At 66.3% G+C, this 20,282-nt stretch carries 16 protein-coding genes; 8 read left to right on the top strand and 8 right to left on the bottom strand.

From position 1 onward, the window contains the following. Positions 1-42: 42 nt before the first annotated feature. Positions 43-2,400 (top strand): DNA translocase FtsK, encoded by a 2,358-nt coding sequence (locus ACFFF7_RS11730; protein ID WP_379481537.1) that lies wholly within the window; start codon positions 43-45, stop codon positions 2,398-2,400. Here ACFFF7_RS11730 and ACFFF7_RS11725 read toward each other — a convergent pair. From ACFFF7_RS11725 to ACFFF7_RS11710, 4 genes are read right to left on the bottom strand one after another with little or no spacing between them, the layout of a single operon-like run. Next, positions 2,397-3,194 (bottom strand): kinase, encoded by a 798-nt coding sequence (locus ACFFF7_RS11725; RefSeq protein ID WP_379481536.1) that lies wholly within the window; start codon positions 3,192-3,194, stop codon positions 2,397-2,399. The two genes, ACFFF7_RS11730 and ACFFF7_RS11725, sit on opposite strands and share 4 nt — an antisense overlap. Beyond that, complete coding sequence (locus ACFFF7_RS11720; protein ID WP_379481535.1) at positions 3,191-3,679, bottom strand: GDYXXLXY domain-containing protein; 489 nt, start codon at positions 3,677-3,679, stop codon at positions 3,191-3,193. The genes ACFFF7_RS11725 and ACFFF7_RS11720 overlap by 4 nt, the downstream gene beginning before the upstream one ends. Continuing rightward, entirely contained in the window at positions 3,676-4,797 is a 1,122-nt protein-coding gene (locus tag ACFFF7_RS11715) for a DUF2157 domain-containing protein (RefSeq protein ID WP_379481534.1), read from the bottom strand. The genes ACFFF7_RS11720 and ACFFF7_RS11715 overlap by 4 nt, the downstream gene beginning before the upstream one ends. 39 nt (positions 4,798-4,836) lie before the next feature. Next, entirely contained in the window at positions 4,837-5,298 is a 462-nt protein-coding gene (locus tag ACFFF7_RS11710; protein WP_379481533.1) for an Lrp/AsnC family transcriptional regulator, read from the bottom strand. Between the two features lie 135 nt (positions 5,299-5,433). Between ACFFF7_RS11710 and ald the strand changes: the two genes are divergently transcribed. Further along, a complete protein-coding gene (gene ald / locus ACFFF7_RS11705; RefSeq protein WP_379481532.1) occupies positions 5,434-6,549 on the top strand; it encodes an alanine dehydrogenase in 1,116 nt (371 codons plus the stop codon). Here the strand turns inward: ald and ACFFF7_RS11700 are convergent. After that, positions 6,546-6,953 carry an acyl-CoA thioesterase gene (locus ACFFF7_RS11700; protein WP_379481531.1) on the bottom strand — a complete coding sequence of 136 codons (408 nt, stop codon included), beginning with the start codon at positions 6,951-6,953 and terminating at the stop codon, positions 6,546-6,548. The genes ald and ACFFF7_RS11700 overlap by 4 nt on opposite strands. Before the next feature lie 23 nt (positions 6,954-6,976). Here ACFFF7_RS11700 and ACFFF7_RS11695 point away from each other — a divergent pair, with 23 nt between their 5' ends. Then, positions 6,977-8,572, top strand: coding sequence for a hypothetical protein (locus ACFFF7_RS11695; RefSeq protein WP_379481530.1), 1,596 nt, complete (start codon positions 6,977-6,979; stop codon positions 8,570-8,572). 2 nt (positions 8,573-8,574) lie between these two features. Here the strand turns inward: ACFFF7_RS11695 and ACFFF7_RS11690 are convergent, their stop codons facing one another. Further along, a complete protein-coding gene (locus tag ACFFF7_RS11690) occupies positions 8,575-10,623 on the bottom strand; it encodes a S9 family peptidase (RefSeq protein WP_379481529.1) in 2,049 nt (682 codons plus the stop codon). A 38-nt stretch (positions 10,624-10,661) separates the two neighbouring features. Between ACFFF7_RS11690 and ACFFF7_RS11685 the strand changes: the two genes are divergently transcribed. From ACFFF7_RS11685 to ACFFF7_RS11665, 5 genes are all read left to right on the top strand, one after another. Continuing rightward, positions 10,662-12,467 carry an aminopeptidase P family protein gene (locus ACFFF7_RS11685; RefSeq protein ID WP_379481528.1) on the top strand — a complete coding sequence of 602 codons (1,806 nt, stop codon included), beginning with the start codon at positions 10,662-10,664 and terminating at the stop codon, positions 12,465-12,467. Positions 12,468-12,518: 51 nt separating this feature from the next. Next, entirely contained in the window at positions 12,519-12,890 is a 372-nt protein-coding gene (locus tag ACFFF7_RS11680) for a VOC family protein (protein ID WP_379481527.1), read from the top strand. Positions 12,891-13,081: 191 nt separating this feature from the next. After that, positions 13,082-13,675 (top strand): EF-hand domain-containing protein, encoded by a 594-nt coding sequence (locus ACFFF7_RS11675; RefSeq protein WP_379481526.1) that lies wholly within the window; start codon positions 13,082-13,084, stop codon positions 13,673-13,675. An 18-nt stretch (positions 13,676-13,693) separates the two neighbouring features. Beyond that, complete coding sequence (locus ACFFF7_RS11670) at positions 13,694-14,428, top strand: response regulator (protein WP_379481525.1); 735 nt, start codon at positions 13,694-13,696, stop codon at positions 14,426-14,428. A gap of 7 nt (positions 14,429-14,435) precedes the next feature. Next, on the top strand, positions 14,436-15,848 hold the full coding sequence (locus ACFFF7_RS11665) for a sensor histidine kinase (protein WP_379481524.1): 1,413 nt from the start codon (positions 14,436-14,438) through the stop codon (positions 15,846-15,848). Between the two features lie 3 nt (positions 15,849-15,851). Here the strand turns inward: ACFFF7_RS11665 and ACFFF7_RS11660 are convergent, their stop codons facing one another. After that, a complete protein-coding gene (locus ACFFF7_RS11660; protein WP_379481523.1) occupies positions 15,852-18,512 on the bottom strand; it encodes a M1 family metallopeptidase in 2,661 nt (886 codons plus the stop codon). Between the two features lie 102 nt (positions 18,513-18,614). Then, on the bottom strand, positions 18,615-20,189 hold the full coding sequence (locus ACFFF7_RS11655) for a helicase HerA-like domain-containing protein (protein WP_379481522.1): 1,575 nt from the start codon (positions 20,187-20,189) through the stop codon (positions 18,615-18,617). Between the last annotated feature and the right edge of the window lie 93 nt (positions 20,190-20,282).

The following is a 20,282-nucleotide window of genomic DNA, read 5'->3' as shown; positions in this document are numbered from 1 at the left end:
CAGTGCTGCGCGCATAAAGCCCCGCAAGACAAGGGGAGCATCATGGCGACACGACCGGTTTCTGCGGGGCAGCGCGGCGCGCGGGTCGATTGGCGTGCGGTGTTCCGGCGCGCGGTGCGGCGCAGCGCCGAGATCGGCGGGGCGCTGCTGCTGGGTGCCGGGATGGTGTTCTTCACCCTGGCGCTGCTCAGCTATCACCAGACCGATCCCAGCGCCTCGACCGCGGCAGCGGGCCCGGCGCAGAACTGGATGGGCGGCGCCGGCGCCTGGGTAGCAGAGCGCGCGCTGTTCCTGTTCGGCCCGGTATCGGTGCTGTTCCTGCCGCTGATGTATGTGGTGGCGCGCAAGCTGTGGCGTCTGGTCGAGGAAGAAGACCAGGACCTGCCTCACGCCAATCATGCCTGGTGGCGGCCGATCGGCCTGCTGCTGTTCGCCATGGCCCTGCTGTCCACGGTGCTGTCGCTGATCGTCACCGAAACCCGCGGTTCGTTCCCGGCCAGCTTCGGCGGGATTTCCGGCCTGCTGGGGGCCAGCGGACTGCGCTGGCTTGCCGCGCAACTGCCCGAAGCCGGGCAGGCGTGGGCGATACTGGGCGGCGGCGTGGCCTGCCTGGCCGGGGGGGCGATCCTTGCCGGACGGGTCTTTGCGATCGACTGGGGCAGCCTGTTCACCCTGCCCGGGGTGTTGCGGCGCCGGCCCAGCCTGGAACGCCTGGGCAACGCCATTCCGCTGCCTTCGGTGCGCGAAAAGAGGTCGCGTGACGAGCGCGCCGCCGCGCCGGTGCCGCTCGCCGCGCCGCGCAAGCCGCCCGAGATCAGCGACCCGACCCGGCCCGCCAGGCCCGCACAGCTGGCCAATACCAGCCGCCAGGGCGACCTTTTCGACACCTTCGAGTTGCCCGGGCTCGATTTGCTCAACGAACCGCCGCCGCAATCGGGCAAGAAGATCGACAAGCTGGCACTGGAACGCAATGCCCGCCTGCTCGAAACCGTGCTCGACGATTTCAACGTCAAGGGCGAGATCACCGCGGTGCGTACCGGTCCGGTGGTCACCATGTACGAGCTGGAACCCGCGCCGGGGATCAAGGCGAGCCGGGTGATCGGCCTGGCCGACGACATCGCCCGCAACATGAGCGCGATCAGCGCCCGCGTCTCCTCGATCCCCGGGCGCACAGTCATGGGGATCGAGCTGCCCAATGCCGACCGCCAGATGGTCAGTTTCAAGGAACTGGTCGCCTGCGAACAGTTCGCCGGGGCCAAGGGCATGCTGCCGATCATCCTGGGCAAGGACATCGCCGGCGAACCGATCGTCGCCGATCTGGCGACCATGCCGCACCTGCTGGTGGCGGGGACCACCGGATCGGGCAAGTCGGTCGGGCTCAACACCATCCTGCTCTCGCTGCTCTACCGGCTGACCCCGGCGCAGTGCCGCCTGATCCTGGTCGATCCCAAGGTGCTCGAACTCAAGTCCTACGACGATATTCCCCACCTGCTGTCGCCAGTGGTGACCGAACCGGCCAAGGCAGTCCGCGCGCTGAAATGGGCGGTCGAGGAGATGGAGCGGCGTTACCGCCAGATGAGCGAGCTGTCGGTGCGCAACCTTTCGGGCTTCAACGACAAGGTCCGCACCGCTCAGGCCAAGGGCAAGCCGCTGGGCCGCCGCATCCAGATCGGCTTTGACCCCGACACCGGCGAAGAGATGTTCGAGGAACAGCAGCTCGATTACCAGCCGCTGCCGCAGATCGTGGTGATCGTCGACGAGCTGGCCGACCTGATGGTCACCGTCGGCAAGGAAGTCGAAGTGCTGATCCAGCGGCTCAGCCAGAAGAGCCGCGCCGCCGGCATCCACCTGATCATGGCCACCCAGCGCCCCTCGGTCGATGTCATCACCGGGGTGATCAAGGCCAACCTGCCGACGCGGATCAGCTTCGCCGTGACCAGCCGGATCGACAGCCGCACCATCCTGGGCGAACAGGGCGCCGAACAGCTGCTGGGCAAGGGCGACATGCTCTACAAGCCCAACACCCTGCCGATCATGCGCGTCCACGGGCCTTTCGTCAGTGACGAAGAGGTCGAGCGGATCGCCGATTTCTGGCGCGGCCAGGGCAGCCCCGAATACGTCGATTCGGTCACCGAAGAGCCCGAGGACGGCGGCTTCGGCTTCGACGATCTTGACGCCACCGCCAGCGACAGCCCGGACGAGCGCAAGTACCGCCAGGCCTGCCAGATCGTGTTCGAAAGCCAGAAGGCCAGCGCCAGCTGGCTCCAACGCCAGCTTGGCGTCGGCTACAACACCGCGGCGAAATGGGTCGAACGGATGGAGGCCGACGGCTTTGTCGGCCCAGCCAACCACGTCGGCCGCCGCGAGATCTACCGCGACAAGGACGGCAGCCCGCTTTAGCCCAGGCCGAGCACCTCGCGCTCCGGACCGAGTCTTACGGTGAGGTCGGCATAGGCGGGCATGGTCGCAAGGATGTGACGGGTCAGCCGCTCGTAGTGCTGGATGAAGCGCGCGACACCGGCCGGGTCCATTACCGCAGCGCCGCCCTTGGTCCGCAGATCGGTCTCCTGTTGCTCACGCCAGGTCGCGACGACGGACCATGACGGTGCGGCCAGGAGAATCAGCCGATCGATCCGCGCGAACAGGCGCTGATAGTCTTCTGCGAGCGCCGCGTTAGCGTGGCGACGCCATATGCCCTGCGGATCTTCGTTGGCTTCGAGGGCATTGATCGGCTCGGCCAGTGCGGCCTCCGCCTGCGGGCCGGCGCCAAGGCACCAGCCCTCGAACAGCAGCACCTGGGTATCGGCGGGAGCGCGGGGCCATTGGCTTTCGGGCGCGCGGTCGTCGCTGGCCTTGTCGAAACGCGGCAAGGGTGCGGGTTCGCCCTGCGTCAGCGCGCCCAGCACAGCGAGACCAAGCGCGATGTCGTGCGTCCCCGGCACCCCGCGGGTGGCGAAGAGCGGATGGACCTCGCGCGCCAGCCGCTGCCGCGCGGTGCGGGTAAGGTAAAGATCGTCGAGCGACAGCGTCGCAACCCGCACACCTTGCGCGGCTAGCTGTCCGGCCAGCGCCGCGACCAGCGTGGATTTGCCCGAGCCCTGCGCGCCGCAGATGCCAATGGTGGTGAAGCCCGGACCGCGCCAGCGCTCGATCCGCGCCAGCAGCGTGCCGACAAGGCCGGAATCGGCGGTCAAGGCGCGGTCCGCTGCTCCGGCGGACGCGGGCGGAAGGTGATGCGCAGCGGGGTGATGTGGCCATCGGGGCGCAGCCGGATGCGGACCACGCCTTGTTGTTGGGGATCGCGCAGCCGTTCTTGCAGACGCAGTGCTTCGGACCGCGAGGCATAGAGCCGCCCCTGCTGCGCTTCGCCAGCGCGAATGAACCCGGGACAAGCCTCCGTGGTCCGTTCCTGTACTTTGGTAATGACCGGGGCGTTCCCGGTCAGGCACAGGTCTTCGAATGTCAGGTCGAACCGCTTTCCGTCAGCGGGCAGCCCGGTTGGCCAGTCATATTGAAACTGCACGTAGTGCCCTTGCAGCAGATCGCGCGGGTCGTAGCCCTGGATCGGCACGTCCCATTCGGTGCCCTGGCGGCTGAGACGATCGGCCTGGAGCCACATTCCGCCAAGCCCGAATAGCGGCAGCGTCAGCGCGGCGATATGGAGCAACGCGCGGTTCATGCCGCATCCTCCTTCGCCGGGGCATATTTGCGCGCCACCCGCACCGCGACCCACGCGATCCCCAGGATCAGCAGGCCCGAGACGATCAGCCCGGCACCGCTGGACAGCAGGTCATCCTCCAGCTCGAAGCTCAGCACGATCAGCCGCAGCGCCAGCACGGCGACCGCGAGCTGGAACACCCCGCGCCAGCCGCCGCGCAGCGCGCAGGCCGCAACCACCGCCCACAGCGCCATGAACAGCAGCGCGCCCGCGACCTGCATGCTCTGAATTGGCCATGCAAGCAGGGCTACTATGCCCGCAGCAGCGAGTACGACTGCAGCAGTGCGGTTCGAACGGTCGGAGCGAACAAGCCAGACCGCTGCCGCCGCTGCAAACGCAGCAGCAGCCCAGATCATTAGGTTCGTCCACGCCCGATCAGCATACCAGCCAGTCGCCCGTTCCTGTATCCCGCTCGTTATGGCAATCAGGCTTGCCCCGCCCAGCGCATAGCCGAAGCCGAGCTCTTCCAGCCGCCGCCAGAACGCCGCGCGGTCCGAGCGCACCCGCAGCACCGCCCCCAGCGGGGCAAGGACCAAGGGCAGCGCCGTCGGCAGGGCAAAGACCAGGAACGATCCGTCGCGCGCGTCATGGTCGGCGGCGAAGCTCCACACCGCGACGATCAGCACGCCGCCCAGCCCCAGCGCCGCCAGCCAGCTTTGCCCACGCAGCAGGAACAGCGGCGCGAACAGCACCAGCCAAATGGCCAGCGGCTGCCACAGCGGGGAGGTCGTCTGATAGGCCTGGCCTATATGGCCCATGAAGGTCAGCCCCAGCGCGCCGAAGACGAACAGCAGCGCCTCCTCGCCCCAGGCATTGCGCCCGCGCAGCACCCACAACGCGATCGCCGCGCCCGCCAGCAGGGCAAGGTGAATCCCCAGCCGGACCGTGGCCGGGATCGCATCCCAATTGGCCGCAACCACCGAGATCAGCCCCAGCGCAATCGCCAGCGCGCCGATCCCGATCACCGCCCACAGCGCCAGCGGGCGGCTGTGCTGGCCTTCGAAGGCGCGGATCCGCGCTGCCGCCGCGGGGTCGATCACCCCGGCTTCGACCCAGGCGGAGAGCTTGCGTTCGTTCACATGCGCAAACCTATCGCACAGAGGCGCGAATGCAATGGCTTAGCCCCGCGGCACCGGATAGCCCTGCCAGCGCTTGATCCGGCGGATCGCGAAGGCCGATCGCATCGCAGAAACCCCGGGCAGGCGGGCCAGGCAATCGCGGTGGATGCGGTCGTATTGCTCCAGATCGATCGCCGCGACGCGCAGCAGGTAGTCAGCCTGACCGCTCATCAGGTGGCATTCCAGAATATCGTCGAAATCGCCGACCGCCGCCTCGAACCGGTCCATCGCCTCGCGGCTCTGGCTGGTCAAGGTGATCTCGACGAAGGCCTGCAGCTTGAGACCCAGCCTGCCGCTGTCGACCTGCGCGGCATAGCCGGTGATGATGCCCGCGTCCTCCAGCGCCTTGATCCGCCGGTGGCAGGCCGAGGACGATACGCCGGCCAGCTCCGCCAGCTGGGCCAGCGAGCGCGAGGAGTCGTCCTGCAGCGCTTCGAGCAAGGCAATATCGGCACGGTCCATGGAAAATTTGTCCGGCAGTTGGCTACAAGACGGGAAATATCACCGCATCGGCTCAAATCCAAGGCAAACTCTGGAGAAACATTCGCTGCGAACCGGCGTACTCTAGGCGCACAAGACTATCTGCGGAGAGCTCCCATGCGCGTCGGCACCGTCAAGGAAATCAAGAACCACGAATACCGCGTCGGCCTGACGCCCGAAAGCGCGCGCGAACTGGTCGCGCATGGCCACGAAGTGTGGGTCGAGACCGGTGCCGGCAACGGGATCGGTTCGTCCGATGCCGATTATGTCGCAGCGGGCGCGGCGATCAAGCCGACCGCCGCCGAGATCTTTGCCGCTTGCGAAATGGTGGTGAAGGTCAAGGAGCCCCAGCCGGTCGAGCGCGCGATGCTGCGCAAGGGCCAGATCCTCTATACCTATCTCCACCTCGCCCCCGATCCGGAACAGACCGCCGATCTGGTCAAGTCCGGGGTCACCGCGATCGCCTATGAAACGGTCACCGGGATCGACAATTCGCTGCCGCTGCTGAAGCCAATGAGTCAGGTTGCAGGACGCATGTCGATCCAGGCCGGCGCAACCGCGCTGGAAAAGGCCAACGGCGGGCGCGGCGTGCTGCTCGGCGGCGTCCCCGGGGTGCTCCCGGCCAAGGTCGTGGTCATCGGCGGCGGCGTGGTCGGCTTCAACGCCGCGCAGATGGCGGTCGGCCTGGGCGCCGACGTGACCATCCTCGACCGCGATCCGGGCGTGCTCGAACGGCTCGACAGCCATTTCGAAGGACGCGCCCGCACGCTCTATTCGGGCCGCGCTGCGCTGGCGAGCGAGGTTGCCGCGGCCGATCTGGTGATCGGCGCGGTGCTGGTCCCCGGCGCCGCCGCGCCCAAGCTGGTCACCCGCGACATGCTCAAGACGATGATGCCCGGCGCGGTGCTGGTCGACGTCGCGATCGACCAAGGCGGCTGCTTTGAAACCAGCAAGGCAACCACCCACGCCGATCCGACCTATGTCGTCGACGGGATCGTCCATTACTGCGTCGCCAACATGCCCGGCGCGGTGGCGCGGACCAGCACCTATGCGCTCAACAACGTCACGCTGCCCCACGCGCTGCGCATCGCCGATCTGGGCTGGAAGGCGGCGCTGAAGGCCAACCCGCACCTCGCCGCCGGCCTCAACGTCCACGAAGGCCAGATCACTTATGAGGCGGTGGCCCGCGACCTGGGCTATGACTACGTGCCGGTAGAGCAGGTGCTGGGCTAAACCTCGTCGGCGAAGGGCCGGAACGGTTCGGCGACTTCCCTGGGCACCCGGACCAGCCGGCCCGAGGCGCGATCGAGGATCGCCCAGGTGGTGTTGGCGCTGACGATCACCTTGCCATCGGATGCGCGAAAATCGACCCGGCGCTGGAACCGCGCCCCGGTCGGGCCGGTCGGGATGAAGGTCTCCCCGGTCACGCTTTCACCCAGCGCGATATTGCCGCGATAGTCGATCTCGTGCCGGGTCACGACCCAGACATAGGCCGCCTGGTGATCGGGCGCAGCCACCGCGGCCCAGTGGCCGGTCGCCAGATCCTGGATCCAGGTGACCCAGACCGCATTGTTGACGTGGCCCAGCTCGTCGATGTGCCCGGGCCCGGCAGTGAAGTTCATTTGGAATTTCGCCATGGTTTCGTGGCATAGCCCGCGCCATGACGGGGAAAAAGCCCAATCGGTTCGGCTGGTTCATGCAGGGGCCTTTGGGCACGTGGGGGCGCAAGCTGGGCTTTCGCTGGGTCTTCCCGATCGGCACCATGCCGGTGCCGTTCCACCCGCTGGTCTTTCCTGTGGCGATTGCGCTGATCATTGCCTGGGGCATCCGCAGCGCGTTGACGCCGGTGGCTCATGCGGTAGGGCCGGGCTGGCCGGGCATGCTGTTCGCGGCGGGCTTGCTCGGGTTGACCATGTCGGTCCCGATCCTGGCCTGGGCGGTCATGGCGCTGGGCGGCCGGATCATCCAGGCCGTTCTGATCCTTTGTGCCATGGTCGTGCTCGCTGCGCAGGCCATGGCCGGTAAGGTCACAATCTGGCTGAGCGTGATTCCGGCAGCCTACTTCGGCTTGTGGGTGGTGCTGTTTGTCGTCGGACAGGTCCAAAAACGGCGACTGCTGGCCGGATGGAAGGCCTTTTCACCGCCGGCGATTACGGACCAGCCTGTGGCGCTGGGCGACAATTTCACCTGGGGCACGCCGTACGACATCCTGAACCGGTATGCGATTGCGGACCTGTGGATGATCGACCGCGATGATCCGGCCAGCGGGCGGGGCTGTTACCGGCTCGATCCCATGTCACTAGAAGCGGTGCGCGAAATTGCTGGTGCAGCCATGCCCGAAGGGTGGCAACTCACGAACCATGGCGCGTTCTCGATGCTGGAGCGGAAAGGTCAGGTTCCAAGCGACGCAGTTCGACTCACCAGCACGCCCTGGAAGGCATCGTTGCGCGCCCTGGCTCCCGGTCTGCTGAAAGTGACGGTCGATGACGGAGTGTGCCGGTCGCTGGTGTGGGGACAGGTTCACACGATTGCCCTTCTGCCGCTGTTCGAAGCCTTTCACTGGACCGCGATCTTCGGCGGGCAAAGACATTGGCGGATCGGCTATGTCTATGGCCGGGGGAAGTGGATCGGCAAACTCGATGACCGCCTCGCCGGGATCGTAACCTTGCCCGAAACGGTGATGCCGCTGCCTGCCGAACGGCTCGCAGCATTGCGAGACGATCTCGCCGCCGCTGTCGCCAGCCGCCAGATCGCCGTGGCCGCGTTCAAGGCCGCGGTCGCCAGCGATCCCCTTGGTCACTCTGTGCACAAGGAGACGGTGCGGCTGTTGCAAAGCGCCGGATCCGATCCGCTTGGTCCCGATGCCGGGCCGTTCCTGCTCGACTGGCTGCACCGCGCCCGGGATGGCCGCAAACGCTACGCGGTGGCGATCGCTGCAGGATTGATCGCCAAGCTGTCCGATGACGCATTCGCGGCGCTCGCGCCAGAGCTCTTCATCACGCTCAACAGCCGCAAGCTGGCACTGGAATGGAAACTGGTGCCCGGGTTCGATCCTGCGCCTCTGCCCAAGGAAACCCCGCGCTTCGGCGATCGCGGCGGTTTCGGTCTGATCTTCACCAATTCCGCGCTCTACGTCCGACTTGGCGAAGTGCACCCGCCCGCGCGCGACCTGATTGCCGAGCTGGCCAAGGAGATGGACCTGCCCAAGCCGGCGATGAAAGCAATCGAACGCTGGAAAGGCGAAGAGACCGTCTAGGCCTAGATGCTCAGCTGCCACAGGATGAAAGCGAACTCCTCCGCCGTTTCCTTGAGGCTCTCGAACCGGCCCGACTTGCCGCCGTGGCCCGCGCCCATGTTGGTCTTGAGCAGCAGTTCGTTGTTGTCGGTCTTAAGTTCGCGCAGCCGGGCGACCCATTTGGCCGGCTCCCAATAGGTCACCCGCGGGTCATTGAGCCCGGCGGTGACCAGCAGCGGCGGATAGGCCTGGGCCTTGACCTGATCGTAGGGGCTGTAGCTGCGGATCAGTTCGAACGCGGCCTTGTCCTCGATCGGGTTGCCCCATTCGGGCCATTCGCCCGGGGTCAGCGGCAGGCTGGCGTCGAGCATTGTGTTGAGCACGTCGACGAAGGGCACATGGGCGACCACCGCGCCCCACAGGTCGGGGTCTGAATTGATCACCGCGCCCATCAGCTCGCCCCCGGCCGAGCCGCCCGAGATGCTGATCTTGCCCGCGGCGGTATAGCCGTGCTCGATGAGGCCCTTGGCGACATCGACGAAGTCGGTGAAGGTGTTGGTCCGCGCTGCCAGCTTGCCCGCCTTGTACCACGCCCGGCCCAGATCGTCGCCGCCGCGGATGTGGGCGATGGCATAGGCGAAGCCGCGGTCGACCAGGCTAAGCCGCGTGGTCGAGAAGCCGGGGTCGATCGCGATGCCGTAGGCGCCGTAGCCGTAAAGATGGAGTGGCCCGCCCGGCTGGCGATCCTTGCGGTAGACCACGCTGACTGGCACCATGGTCCCGTCGCGCGCCGCGATCTCCAGTCGTTCGGTGGCGTAGAGCGCGGCGTCGTAGCCCGAGGGGATTTCCTGGACTTTCAGCGTGGTCAACGTCCGCGCCGCGACATCGTAGTCGATCACCGAGGCTGGGCTGACCATGCTTTCGTAGGACAATCGCAGCGTGGTCACTGCCCATTCGGGGTTGTCGCCCAGCCCGGCGACATAGCTCGCTTCGGGAAAGTCGATCGGCTCGACCCGGTCATCGTCGCCGTAATAGCGCACCTCGATATGGTCGAGCCCGCGGACCCGGCTTTCGACCACCCAGAAATCCGCGAACAGTTCGAACCCGGTCAGATAGACGTCGTCGCTGCCCGCGATCAGCGGCGCGGTGACGGTCGGCTCGGCCAGCGGGGCAAAGTCGATAGTGAAGTTCTCGTGGTGCGCATTGGAGTGGATGAAGACGATGTCCTCAATCAGGTCGACATCGTACTCGACCCCGGTCTGGCGCGGCCAGATCAGGATCGGAGCGGCCAGCGGATCGGCGGTCGGCACCAGCCTGATCTCGCTGGTTTCGTGATCCGAGGTACCGATGATCAGCCATTCCTCATTGGCCGAAAGCGAGGCGCCGACGCGGAAACCTTCGTCGTCTTCGTGGTAAAGCTCAACGTCGCTTGAGATCGGCGTGCCGAGCCAGTGCAGCCGGGCATTGTCGATGCGCCACTGCTCGTTGGCGAGGCTGTAGACCAGGCCCTTGTCCTGCGCGACCCAGACCAGGCTGGACAGCGTGCCGGGGATCTCATCGGGGAGCATTTCGCCGGTGGCGATCACCTTGATCCGCGCGGTAAAGCGTTCCGAGCCGTTGTCATCGACCGACCAGGCGAGCAGCTTGCCATCGTTCGACACCGCGATCGCGCCGAGGCGGAAATAGTCGAGACCGGCGGCGAGGGCGACCTCGTCGAGGATCAGTTCGTCCGGCCCGCCGGCCACAGGTTTGCGCCACCACTTCTTGTATTCGGCGCCTTCCTCGAACTCGATCCAGTAGAGCCAGTCGCCGTCCCTTTGCGGGACCGACTTGTCGGCCTCCTTGATCCGCGCGCGCATCTCCTTGAACAGCATGTCGATGCGGTCCTGCTGGCCGGCCATGCGGCTCTCGAACCAGGCGTTCTCGGCCTCGAGATGGGCGAGGATCGCGGGATCCTTGACCTCGGGATAGCCCGGATCGCGCAGCCAGGCATAGTAGTCGGACAGCGCAATCCCGTGTTGCGTTTCGACGTGCGGATGCTTCGCGGCGACGGGGGGTGTGGTAAGAGCCATGATCCGGCTCTATGTTGGGGGCAGAAGGACTGCAACCCATGCTGATGAACACCCACGAAGCGCGGCTTGACGCGCTGCGCAAGGAACTGAAGAAACGCGGCCTCGACGGGTTCGTGGTGCCGATCTCGGACGAGCACATGAGCGAATACGTCGGCGGCTATGCCCAGCGGCTCGCCTGGCTGACCGGCTTCGGCGGATCGGCCGGCAGCGCGGCGGTGCTGGCCGACAAGGCGGCGGTGTTCGTCGACGGGCGCTACACCCTGCAGGTGCGTGAGCAGGTGGATGGCCGCCTGTTCGAATACCAGTCGGTTCCCGCCACCTCGCTCGCCGCCTGGCTGGGCGAGAATGCGCGTGAAGGAGCGAAGATCGGCTTCGATCCGTGGCTTCATGGCAAGCCGTGGGTCGATGCCGCCACGACCGCGCTGAAAGCCAGGGGCGCCAGTCTGGTCCCGGTCGAGGGCAATCCGATCGACGCGATCTGGTCCGATCAGCCTGCGCCCAGCCTGGCCCCGGCTCTGGTTCACCCGACCGATCTGGCCGGTCAGTCGAGCGAAGCCAAGCGCAGCGACGTCGCCGAATGGCTGACCGCGCGCGGGCTGGACGCGGCGGTGGTATCGGCGCTCGACGGGGTGGCCTGGCTGCTCAACATTCGCGGCAGCGATGTCGAGCGCACGCCCGTCGCCTTGTCCTTTGTCCTTGCCCATGCCGACGGCACCGCCGAGCTGTTCATCGCCGAGGACAAGGTCACGCCCGAGCTGCGCGCGCACCTCGGCAACGCGGTGACGGTTCGCACACGCGAAGCTTTCGTCCCGCAATTGCAGGCGCTGGCCGGCAAGAAGGTCGCGGTCGATCCAGAGCGCTCGGTCCAGGCGGTCTTCGCCGCGCTGTCCGGCGCGGGCGCGCAGGTCGTCGAGCTGACCGACCCGACCGTGCTGGCCAAGGCGGTCAAGAACCCCGCCGAACAGGCCGGGCAGCGCGCCGCTCAGGCCCGCGACGGCGCGGCCATCGCCCGGTTCCTGCACTGGCTGAGCATCGAAGCGCCCAAGGGCGGGCTTGACGAGTTGTCCGCGGCGGCGCGGCTCCAGGCGTTTCGCGAGGAAACCGGATTGCTGCGCGACCTGTCGTTCGACACGATCAGCGCCGCCGGGCCGCACGCCGCCAGCCCGCACTACAAGGTCGACGAGCACAGCAATATCCCTATCGCGCCATCGTCGGTCTACCTTGTCGACTCCGGCGGGCAGTATGCCGATGGCACCACCGACATCACCCGCACGGTGTGGATCGGACCGGGTGAGCCAAGCGCCGAACACAAGGACCGCTTCACCCGCGTCCTCAAGGGCCACATCATGCTCGCCCTGGCCGTTTTCCCCAAGGGCACCGTCGGCAGCCAGCTCGATACGCTGGCGCGCTATGCGCTGTGGCAGGCCGGGGTCGACTATGCCCACGGCACCGGCCACGGCGTCGGCAGCTTCCTTTCGGTCCACGAAGGGCCGCAACGCATCGCCAAGGCCCAAGGCGGCCAGGCCGGTACCGGGCAGGAACTGCTGCCCGGCATGATCCTTTCGAACGAGCCCGGCTACTACAAAGCGGGCGACTTCGGCATCCGCACCGAAAACCTGGTGCTGGTCGAGCGCCGCACGATCGCCGGGCAGGAAGGCGAATACTATGGCTTCGAAACCCTGACCTTTGCGCCGATCGACCATACCCTGGTCGATGACAGCCTGCTGACGCGCGAAGAGGTCGACTGGTGGAACGCCTATCACGCCAGGGTTTGGGCGCTGCTATCGCCGCAACTCGATGGTGCAGCGCTGGCCTGGCTCAAGGATGCCTGCGCACCCTTGTGACCGCAGCTTTGTTCCTGTAATGTTCTACCCGACTCGCAAAGGAGCAGGATCATGATCGGATATGTCACCGTCGGCACCAACGACTTGCCGCGCGCAGCCCAATTCTATGACGCGATCGCGGCAGAAATGGGCACCGGGCGCATGATGGAGTTCGACACTTTCATCGCCTGGGGCACCCCGGGCGGCGGCTGCGGGATTGCCGCGACCAAGCCGTTCGATGGTGCGGCCGCGACGGTCGGCAACGGGGTGATGGTGGCGATCGAAGCGCGCGACCAGGACCAGGTCGACCGGCTCTACAAGATCGCGCTCGACCATGGCGGCAGCGATGAAGGCGCGCCCGGACCGCGCGGCGACGGCGGTTTCTATGCTGCCTATTTCCGCGACCCCGACGGCAACAAGCTCAACGCCTTCGTCATGGGTTGAAGGCGGCAGGTGTCGCCGGGATGAACGCCCTGCGAAGCCTGCGACAAATTGCGACAAATAGGGTGCCGCGCGGCATAATCGCGCGACATCCGCAGCCTACAAAGCGTACAGGAAGCCGCAGAGCCAAGGTTCCCCCTCCCCCCTTGACAGGCTCTGCGGCTTCACCTGTTTCCGATTGAAGGAGTTTAGCGATGAAGACGATCACCAAGGGCCTGTCGGCCGTTGCCATGGTTCTGGCCGCTGCCGGGATTGCGCACGCAGCCCAGGACCAGCGCGGCTGGGGCGGCCCCGACGCCAATGCCACCGTGACCCGCGCCGATGCGCAGGCCAAGGCCGAAGCAATGTTCGCCAAGCACGACGCCAATGGCGACGGCAGGATCGACCAGGCCGACCGCGCCGCGATGATGGGCAAGAAGTTCGATGCGATGGACACCGACCGCAATGGCGCACTGTCGCGCGCCGAATTCATGGCCGGCCACCAGAACCACGGCGACCACGCCGGCATGGCGATGGGCGATGAAGGCGGCAAGATGGGCCGGCACGGCGGCAGGCACGGCCGCGGCGGCGGCATGATGATGAAGATGGCCGATACCAACAAGGACGGCGCAGTGACCAGGGACGAAGCCGTCGCCGGCGCGCTCAAGCACTTCGACATGACCGACACCAATCGTGACGGCAAGGTCACCCCGGAAGAGCGCAAGGCGGCCATGGCCAAGATGCGCAGCCACATGAAAGGCATGCGTGGTCAGATGGGCGACGACATGCCGCCGCCGCCGGCCGGCTAACGCTGACCCTGCGCCCGCATGAACGACGCAGTGCAATCCCGCATCCTCCTCGTCGATGACGAGGAGGCCCTGCGCCAGCCCCTGGCCGACTATCTGTCGCGCCAGGGGTTTGGCGTGCTGCAGGCCGCCAACGCCGCGGAAGCGCGATCGGCGCTGCGTGACGGGGCACCCGACATCGTCCTGCTCGACATCATGATGCCGGGCGAGGACGGTCTGTCGCTGTGCCGGCACCTGTCGGAAACCCGCGGCATCCCCACCATCCTGCTGACTGCCAAGGGCGAAGCGATGGACCGCGTGGTCGGGTTGGAGATCGGTGCCGACGACTATGTGGTCAAGCCTTTCGAGCCGCGCGAACTGGTCGCGCGGATCCGCTCGGTCCTGCGCCGCGCCGCGAAGGGCGGAACCAGTCCAGCCGAAGACGAACTGTTCGAATTTGAAGGCTGGACGCTCGATCCGCTCAAGCGCCGCCTCACCGCCCCCGATGCCGCCCTGGTGCCAATCTCTTCGGTTGAATTCCGCCTGCTGATGGCCTTTGTCGAACATCCCCGTCAGGTGCTTGATCGCGACCGGCTGCTCGACATGGTCCAGGGGCGCGAGGCGCACCTGTTCGACCGCGCGGTCGACAACCAGGTCAGCCGCCTGCGCCGCAAGATCGAACCGGACAGCCGCAATCCGACCCTGATCCAGACCGTCTGGGGCGGCGGCTATATGCTCGCTGCCGACGTCCGGCGCGTATCCGCTCCGCAGGACTAGCACGCACGTGCCCGCCAATCCGCTTCGCCGGTTGTGGCCCCGCAGCTTGCAGGGGCAATTGCTCCTGGCGGTGGCGCTCGCCTTGCTACTGGCCCAGGCGATCAGCGCGACCCTGCTCTACTCGGCGCAGAATGACCGCCGCAACGCCGCGCTGGTGCACACTGCGGCAATGCGCCTGCTGCCGGTGGCGCGCGGCGACGTTGCGCTGATTCCGGAAGATTCGCCGATCACGCGAACCCGCCCCCGCGGCATGCGGCTGCAGGTGGCTGATGCTGTAGCAATGCTGCCGACCGACCGCCGCGACGCCGAGAGCGAGGCCGAACTGCGCCGGGTGCTGACCGAACAGGGCATCGACTTTGCCGATGTCCGGGTGATTCACCGGGCCTTTGTTGATGACCTTCCGGCTCAGCGCCGGCTGGATGAGCGGCGCCGGCTGCGCCCCGATCGCCGCTTGCTCAAGCCCGATCGCGTCATGCTTGCCGCGGTCAGGATGGACAACAATCCGCGCTGGCTGATCGCCCGTGTGCTGGTCCCCGCGGCGGGCTTCCGCCCCGGGCTGACTCTCGTCGGCCAGACCCTGCTGCTTTACGGCCTGCTGGTCGGCGTCATTGCCCTGATCCTCGGGCGGCTGACCCGTCCGCTGCAGGCCTTGACCCTGCGCACCGAACAGTTCGCCACGACCCGCGACACCCAGGGCCAGCTTGCCCCGCAGGGGCCCGATGACATGCGCCGGCTGATCACCGCGCACAATGCGATGGAGGGGCGGATCGCTTCGCTGCTGGACGAAAAGGACGTCATGCTCGGTGCGATCGGCCACGATCTCAAGACTCCGCTGGCGGCCCTGCGGGTGCGTATCGAAGGCGTCGAGGACGAAGGCGAACGCAGCCGGATGGCCGCGACGATCGAGGACATTGTCCGCACGCTCGACGATATCCTTTCGCTTGCGCGGGTCGGGCGGCCAAGCGATCCGCGCGAACCGACCGATCTCACCGCGCTGATCGGCCAGGTCGCCGAGGAGTTCGAAGATCTGGGTGAAGCAGTCGAATTTACGCCTGTCCAGCGCATTGTCCTGAACGTCCGTCCGACCTGGCTGCGCCGCGCGGTCCGCAATCTGGTCGCCAACGCCTTGCGTTACGGCAAGACCGCGCGGATCGCGCTAACCCGGGACAACGACGACATCGTGATCCGGATCGGGGACGATGGCCCGGGCATTGCCGAGGAGCACATCGGCCGCATGCAGGAAGCCTTCGTCCGCGGCGATCCGTCGCGCAACAGCGCCACTGGCGGAGCGGGCCTGGGTCTGGCCCTGGCCCGCGCCATTGCCGAACAGCATGGCGGCCGGCTGGAACTGACCAACCGCCCCGCCGCGACTGGCGCGATTGCCGGCCTGACCGCGACGATCCGCCTGCCTGCGGCTTGAATTCTACTTCAGCTTGGCGAAGGCCCGCGATGCCTCGGCCCCGCGCGCGTCCTTGAGCACGCCGCAGCTGCGCACGCGCTCGATTGTCCGTTCAAGTTCCAGCGCACCGGTCTTGCCCGCCAGCTTGGGCCGCATCAGCGCGGCGATCTCGTCCGCATCACGGACCGAGCAGAACCCGCCGACGATCTGCGGCAGCCGCGAGGCAAAGAAGATGCCGCCGCCGCTGTTCATCAGTGCGTCGAAATTCGACTTGAGCCAGGCAAAGCCGATGTCGCGGGTTTCGCTTGTCCGGACCACGCCGCCGATCAGGCTGAGCCGTTCATTGGGGCGCAGCCGCTTGTCCTGGAATTCGGTCAGGATCCACTTCGCCACATCGGCTTTGCCGCTGCCGCCAATCACGCCAAGCGACGCCGGGCGGAACACCGAATCCTGCGAGGCAAGCGCCTTGTCGGCCAGGTCCTTGGCCGCGGCCAGACCGCCTTCTTCAACGACGATGCCAAGGCCCAGGCCCAGCCACGACTGGTCGATCGCGTCGGACTTGCCAGCAAGATAGTCCCGCGCAGCCTGGCCAAGCTGCTTGCGCACCGCTGCATCGCGGGCCGTGACGGCCAGTCGGCCGACGATCTGTGCGCGCTGTTCCGACTTCTCTGGATCTTCCTTGGCATAGGCCCCGGCGCGCGGATCGAAGCCCAGCGCGGCGAGGCGCGGGCGGTAAAGGCTTTCCACCAGACGGCGATAGCCGGCCTTGCCCGCCTCATCGAGCATGCCGCTGCCGTAAAGCGCCTGCAGGGTGTCGATCCCGGCAGCGCTGGCATAGCTGTCTTTGTTTTTGGCGAGTTCGCGCGCCGATGCGATCAGCTGATCCGGACTGGCCCGGCCGGCGCGGAAGCTGGCCAGCAGCGAATCGTCTAGCGCCAGCGCTTCCCCGCTGGACAGGGCCGAGGCCCGTGCGATCAGTGCGTCCCAATCGGCCGTGGGCAATTCGAAGCGGTAATATCCCGTGCCCCCGGCATTCGGAATGAAGGCGCCCTTGCCCGGCAGCTTCACAGCCGCGCTCTTGTCGGTCAGCAGTTGGCAGCTCTGCGTGGTCGCGCCGATCCGGCGAAGGCACAGAGGCACGCCCCAGCGCGTGTCCGGCCCCTGCGTGCCCAGCCGGACATAGCGGCTCTGCGTGGCGGTATAAGCACCGCCCTTGCCGCGGCTGAATGTCACCAGCGGAACGCCCTGCTGATCGGTGAAGCTCTGCATCGCCGGGATAATCCGGGGATCGCCGGCCGCTTCGGCCATGGCAGCGAAGAAGTCCTTGCTGGTGGCATTGCCGTACTTGTGCGCGGCCATGTAGCGACGCACGCCGTCGCGGAACTTGGTGTCGCCCATATAACCCGCGATCATCGCCACGACATGGCCGCCCTTGCCATAGGTGATCGAATCGAAGGCTTCGTCGATCTGGGCATTCGTCGTAATCGCCTGATGGATCGGCCGTCCGGCAAGAAGTGCGTCGGTGCTCATCGCGCCAAAGCCTTCGACCAGGGCGCCTGCCCCGATGTTGAGATCCGGCCGCCATTCGCCGCCGATGCGATAGCCCATCCAGTTGGCAAAGCTTTCGTTCAGCCAGATGTCGTCCCACCAGGTCGGCGTCACCAGATCGCCAAACCATTGGTGCGCCAGTTCGTGGCTGACGATCATGCCGAAATCGCGCTTCTGCCTGGTCGAGGCGGTCTCATCCATGATCAGGATCGGGTCAGCATAGAGATCGGCGCCGGCGTTTTCCATCGCGCCGGGCAAGATCGGCGTCGTGATCTGGTCCAGCTTGGGATAGGGGAAGGCCTGGTTGAAATAGGCTTCGAGATGGCGAACGATGCCCTTCGATCCTTCCAGGGCAAAGGTCATCTGCTTGGCATTCTGTTTGGTCGTGACGATCCGCAGCGGCAGCGGCGTGGCGCGCTGCGGGCTGGGCGGAACGGTGCCTTCGGCTACCGCGAACGGCCCGACCATCATCGCCACCAGATAGGTCGGCAGCGGCAGCGTCGGGGCGAAGCGGTGAACCTCCAGGCCGTCTTCCAGGGTCTTCGACACCTCCGGCGCATTGCTGACCGCAACCTGGCCGGGTTTGGTGCGCAAGGTCACCGTGAACGGCTGCTTGTAGCCGGGCTGGTCGAACGACGGGAAAGCGGCACGCGCATCGATCGATTCAAACTGGGTCCACGAATACCAGTCATCACCGACCTTGACCCGGAACATGCCCGCAGGGCTGCTCTGAAACGCCGCATCATAATCGAAAGCGAAGGTAACCGCGCCAGCAGGCAGGGTTTCGGCAAAGCTCAGGCGAACAACCCCGCTGGGATCGACGTCACGCCAGGTTCCGACATAGGTCCTGCCGCCCACCGTGGCGACGGCCCTGGTAATGTTCAGGTCGCGGCCGTGCAGATCGACATAGCTGCTTGACGCCTTTAGCACGGCGTCGATCTCGACCTTGCCGCTGAAACGGTCCTTGTCCGGATTGACCGTCAGATCGAGGCGATAGGCCGAAGGCCTCACCGCGTCGGTCAACTGCCCCTTCGGCACGTCGGGCAGCGTCGCGGCGGCGCCAACGGGTGCCTGAGCCAGCGCCGGGGCGGCACAGACAAGCGAAATCAGCGAGGAGGCAAGCAGCAAGCGGCGCATGGAGTAACGTTCCCTGAAGTGTGTGACGGCTTTGCCGCCCTATCACCCCAGCTTGGTTGCAAATGCAACGGTCCCGCTCGACGAAGAGCGCTTACCCTTCGATCAGCGCAGCAGTCCGCCCAGCAATCCGCGCGCGAAGCGGCCCAGCATGGCCCCGCCCAACGCAGTACCAATCGCCCCCGCCGCGGCGCTGGCCGCCGAAGCGCCGACATTGCCGCTCGAACGGCGTCCAGTAACGCTGCGCGCGATCATCGTCCCGGCCGAAGCAGCCGCGGCGCCGAACGCGGCCTTGCCGGCCCTTTCCCACATGCTGGGCGTGGCGCGCGGCTGGGCCCGCTGGGCGTCGACGCCCTGCTCGTCGACCACCTGGGCCGCGGCAGCCGCATCGGCCGCCTTCTGGCTCAGCACTTCGGCGGCGCTCTCGCGATTGACCGCAGTGTCGTACTTGCCGTCGAACGGACTGATCGACTGGATGATCGCGCGCTCCTTGTCGCTCACCGGGCCAAGCCGGCTGCGCGGCGGCGCCACTAGAGTGCGCTGGACCACGGTCGGCGCGCCGTCATCGTCCAGCGTCGAAACCAGCGCTTCGCCGACCTTGAGTTCGGTGATCGCGGTTTCGACATCAAGGTCCTTGTTGATCCGGAAGGTTTCCGAAGCGGCCTTGATCGCCTTCTGGTCGCGCGGGGTGAAAGCGCGCAGTGCATGCTGCACCCGGTTGCCCAGTTGCCCGGCAATCTTTTCGGGAATGTCGATCGGGTTCTGACTGATGAAATAGACCCCGACACCCTTGGAACGGATCAGCCGGACGACCTGTTCGACCTTGTCGAACAGCGCCTTGGGCGCGTCTTCGAACAGCAGGTGGGCTTCGTCGAAGAAAAACACCAGCTTGGGCTCTTCCGGATCGCCGACTTCGGGCAACGCTTCGAACAGTTCGCTCATCAGCCACAGCAGGAAGGTGGAATAGAGCTTGGGGTTCTGCATCAGCTGGTCGGCTGCGAGGATGTTGATGATCCCCTTGCCGCTGTCGTCGCAGCGCAGGAAATCGTTGATCTCGAACGCCGGCTCACCAAAGAACATGTCTGCGCCCTGGCTTTCGAACGACAGCAGCTGGCGCTGGATCGTGCCGACGCTGGCCTTGGAAATGTTGCCGTAGGTGGTCGCCAGTTCACTGGCCTTGTCACCGCAGGTCATCAGGACCTGCTGCAGGTCGTCGAAATCGAGCAGCAGCAATCCGTTGTCATCGGCCCACTTGAAGCAGACGGTCAGCACCCCTTCCTGGGTATCGTTGAGACCAAGCAGGCGCGACAGCAGCAGCGGACCCATTTCCGAAATCGTCGTGCGGATCGGATGGCCCTTCTTGCCGTAGAGATCCCAGAACACCGCCGGATTATCGTGGTATTCAAAAGGATCGATGCCCAGTTCGGCAGCGCGCGATTTGATCTTGTCGGCATGGGCGAAGCTGTCACTGCCGGCCATGCAGATCCCGGAAAGGTCGCCCTTCACATCGGCCAGAAAAACCGGCACCCCGGCCTGGCTGAACTGTTCGGCGATGGTCTGCAGCGTTACCGTCTTGCCGGTTCCTGTTGCCCCGGCGATCAGGCCGTGGCGGTTGGCCTTACCCAGCTTGAGAACCTGCTTTTCACCATTGCCGGCCAAGCCAATGTATATGTCATCCATGGGTAACTGCGCTCCCGCTTCGAATTCCGTCACGAACTGCCGCATAGACCGCGTGAAGTTCCTGCACGAGAGGCATTTTGCAAGTCGCGCGCG

The sequence above is a fragment of the Novosphingobium aquiterrae genome (assembly GCF_042434435.1).
In the GTDB taxonomy this organism is placed as follows: Bacteria; Pseudomonadota; Alphaproteobacteria; order Sphingomonadales; family Sphingomonadaceae; genus Novosphingobium; species Novosphingobium aquiterrae.
This window is presented reverse-complemented; position numbering and strand designations above follow the sequence as displayed.

What these genes read in the sequence shown, in the direction of transcription:
- ACFFF7_RS11675 (WP_379481526.1), top strand. Translation starts at nt 13,082, where the DNA reads ATGAAGACGATCACCAAGGGCCTGTCGGCCGTTGCCATGGTTCTGGCC.
- ACFFF7_RS11680 (WP_379481527.1), top strand. Translation starts at nt 12,519, where the DNA reads ATGATCGGATATGTCACCGTCGGCACCAACGACTTGCCGCGCGCAGCC.
- ACFFF7_RS11690 (WP_379481529.1), bottom strand. Translation starts at nt 10,623, where the DNA reads ATGGCTCTTACCACACCCCCCGTCGCCGCGAAGCATCCGCACGTCGAA.
- ACFFF7_RS11720 (WP_379481535.1), bottom strand. Translation starts at nt 3,679, where the DNA reads ATGAACCGCGCGTTGCTCCATATCGCCGCGCTGACGCTGCCGCTATTC.
- ACFFF7_RS11660 (WP_379481523.1), bottom strand. Translation starts at nt 18,512, where the DNA reads ATGCGCCGCTTGCTGCTTGCCTCCTCGCTGATTTCGCTTGTCTGTGCC.
- ACFFF7_RS11655 (WP_379481522.1), bottom strand. Translation starts at nt 20,189, where the DNA reads ATGGATGACATATACATTGGCTTGGCCGGCAATGGTGAAAAGCAGGTT.
- ACFFF7_RS11670 (WP_379481525.1), top strand. Translation starts at nt 13,694, where the DNA reads ATGAACGACGCAGTGCAATCCCGCATCCTCCTCGTCGATGACGAGGAG.
- ald (WP_379481532.1), top strand. Translation starts at nt 5,434, where the DNA reads ATGCGCGTCGGCACCGTCAAGGAAATCAAGAACCACGAATACCGCGTC.
- ACFFF7_RS11710 (WP_379481533.1), bottom strand. Translation starts at nt 5,298, where the DNA reads ATGGACCGTGCCGATATTGCCTTGCTCGAAGCGCTGCAGGACGACTCC.
- ACFFF7_RS11695 (WP_379481530.1), top strand. Translation starts at nt 6,977, where the DNA reads ATGACGGGGAAAAAGCCCAATCGGTTCGGCTGGTTCATGCAGGGGCCT.
- ACFFF7_RS11685 (WP_379481528.1), top strand. Translation starts at nt 10,662, where the DNA reads ATGCTGATGAACACCCACGAAGCGCGGCTTGACGCGCTGCGCAAGGAA.
- ACFFF7_RS11700 (WP_379481531.1), bottom strand. Translation starts at nt 6,953, where the DNA reads ATGGCGAAATTCCAAATGAACTTCACTGCCGGGCCCGGGCACATCGAC.
- ACFFF7_RS11730 (WP_379481537.1), top strand. Translation starts at nt 43, where the DNA reads ATGGCGACACGACCGGTTTCTGCGGGGCAGCGCGGCGCGCGGGTCGAT.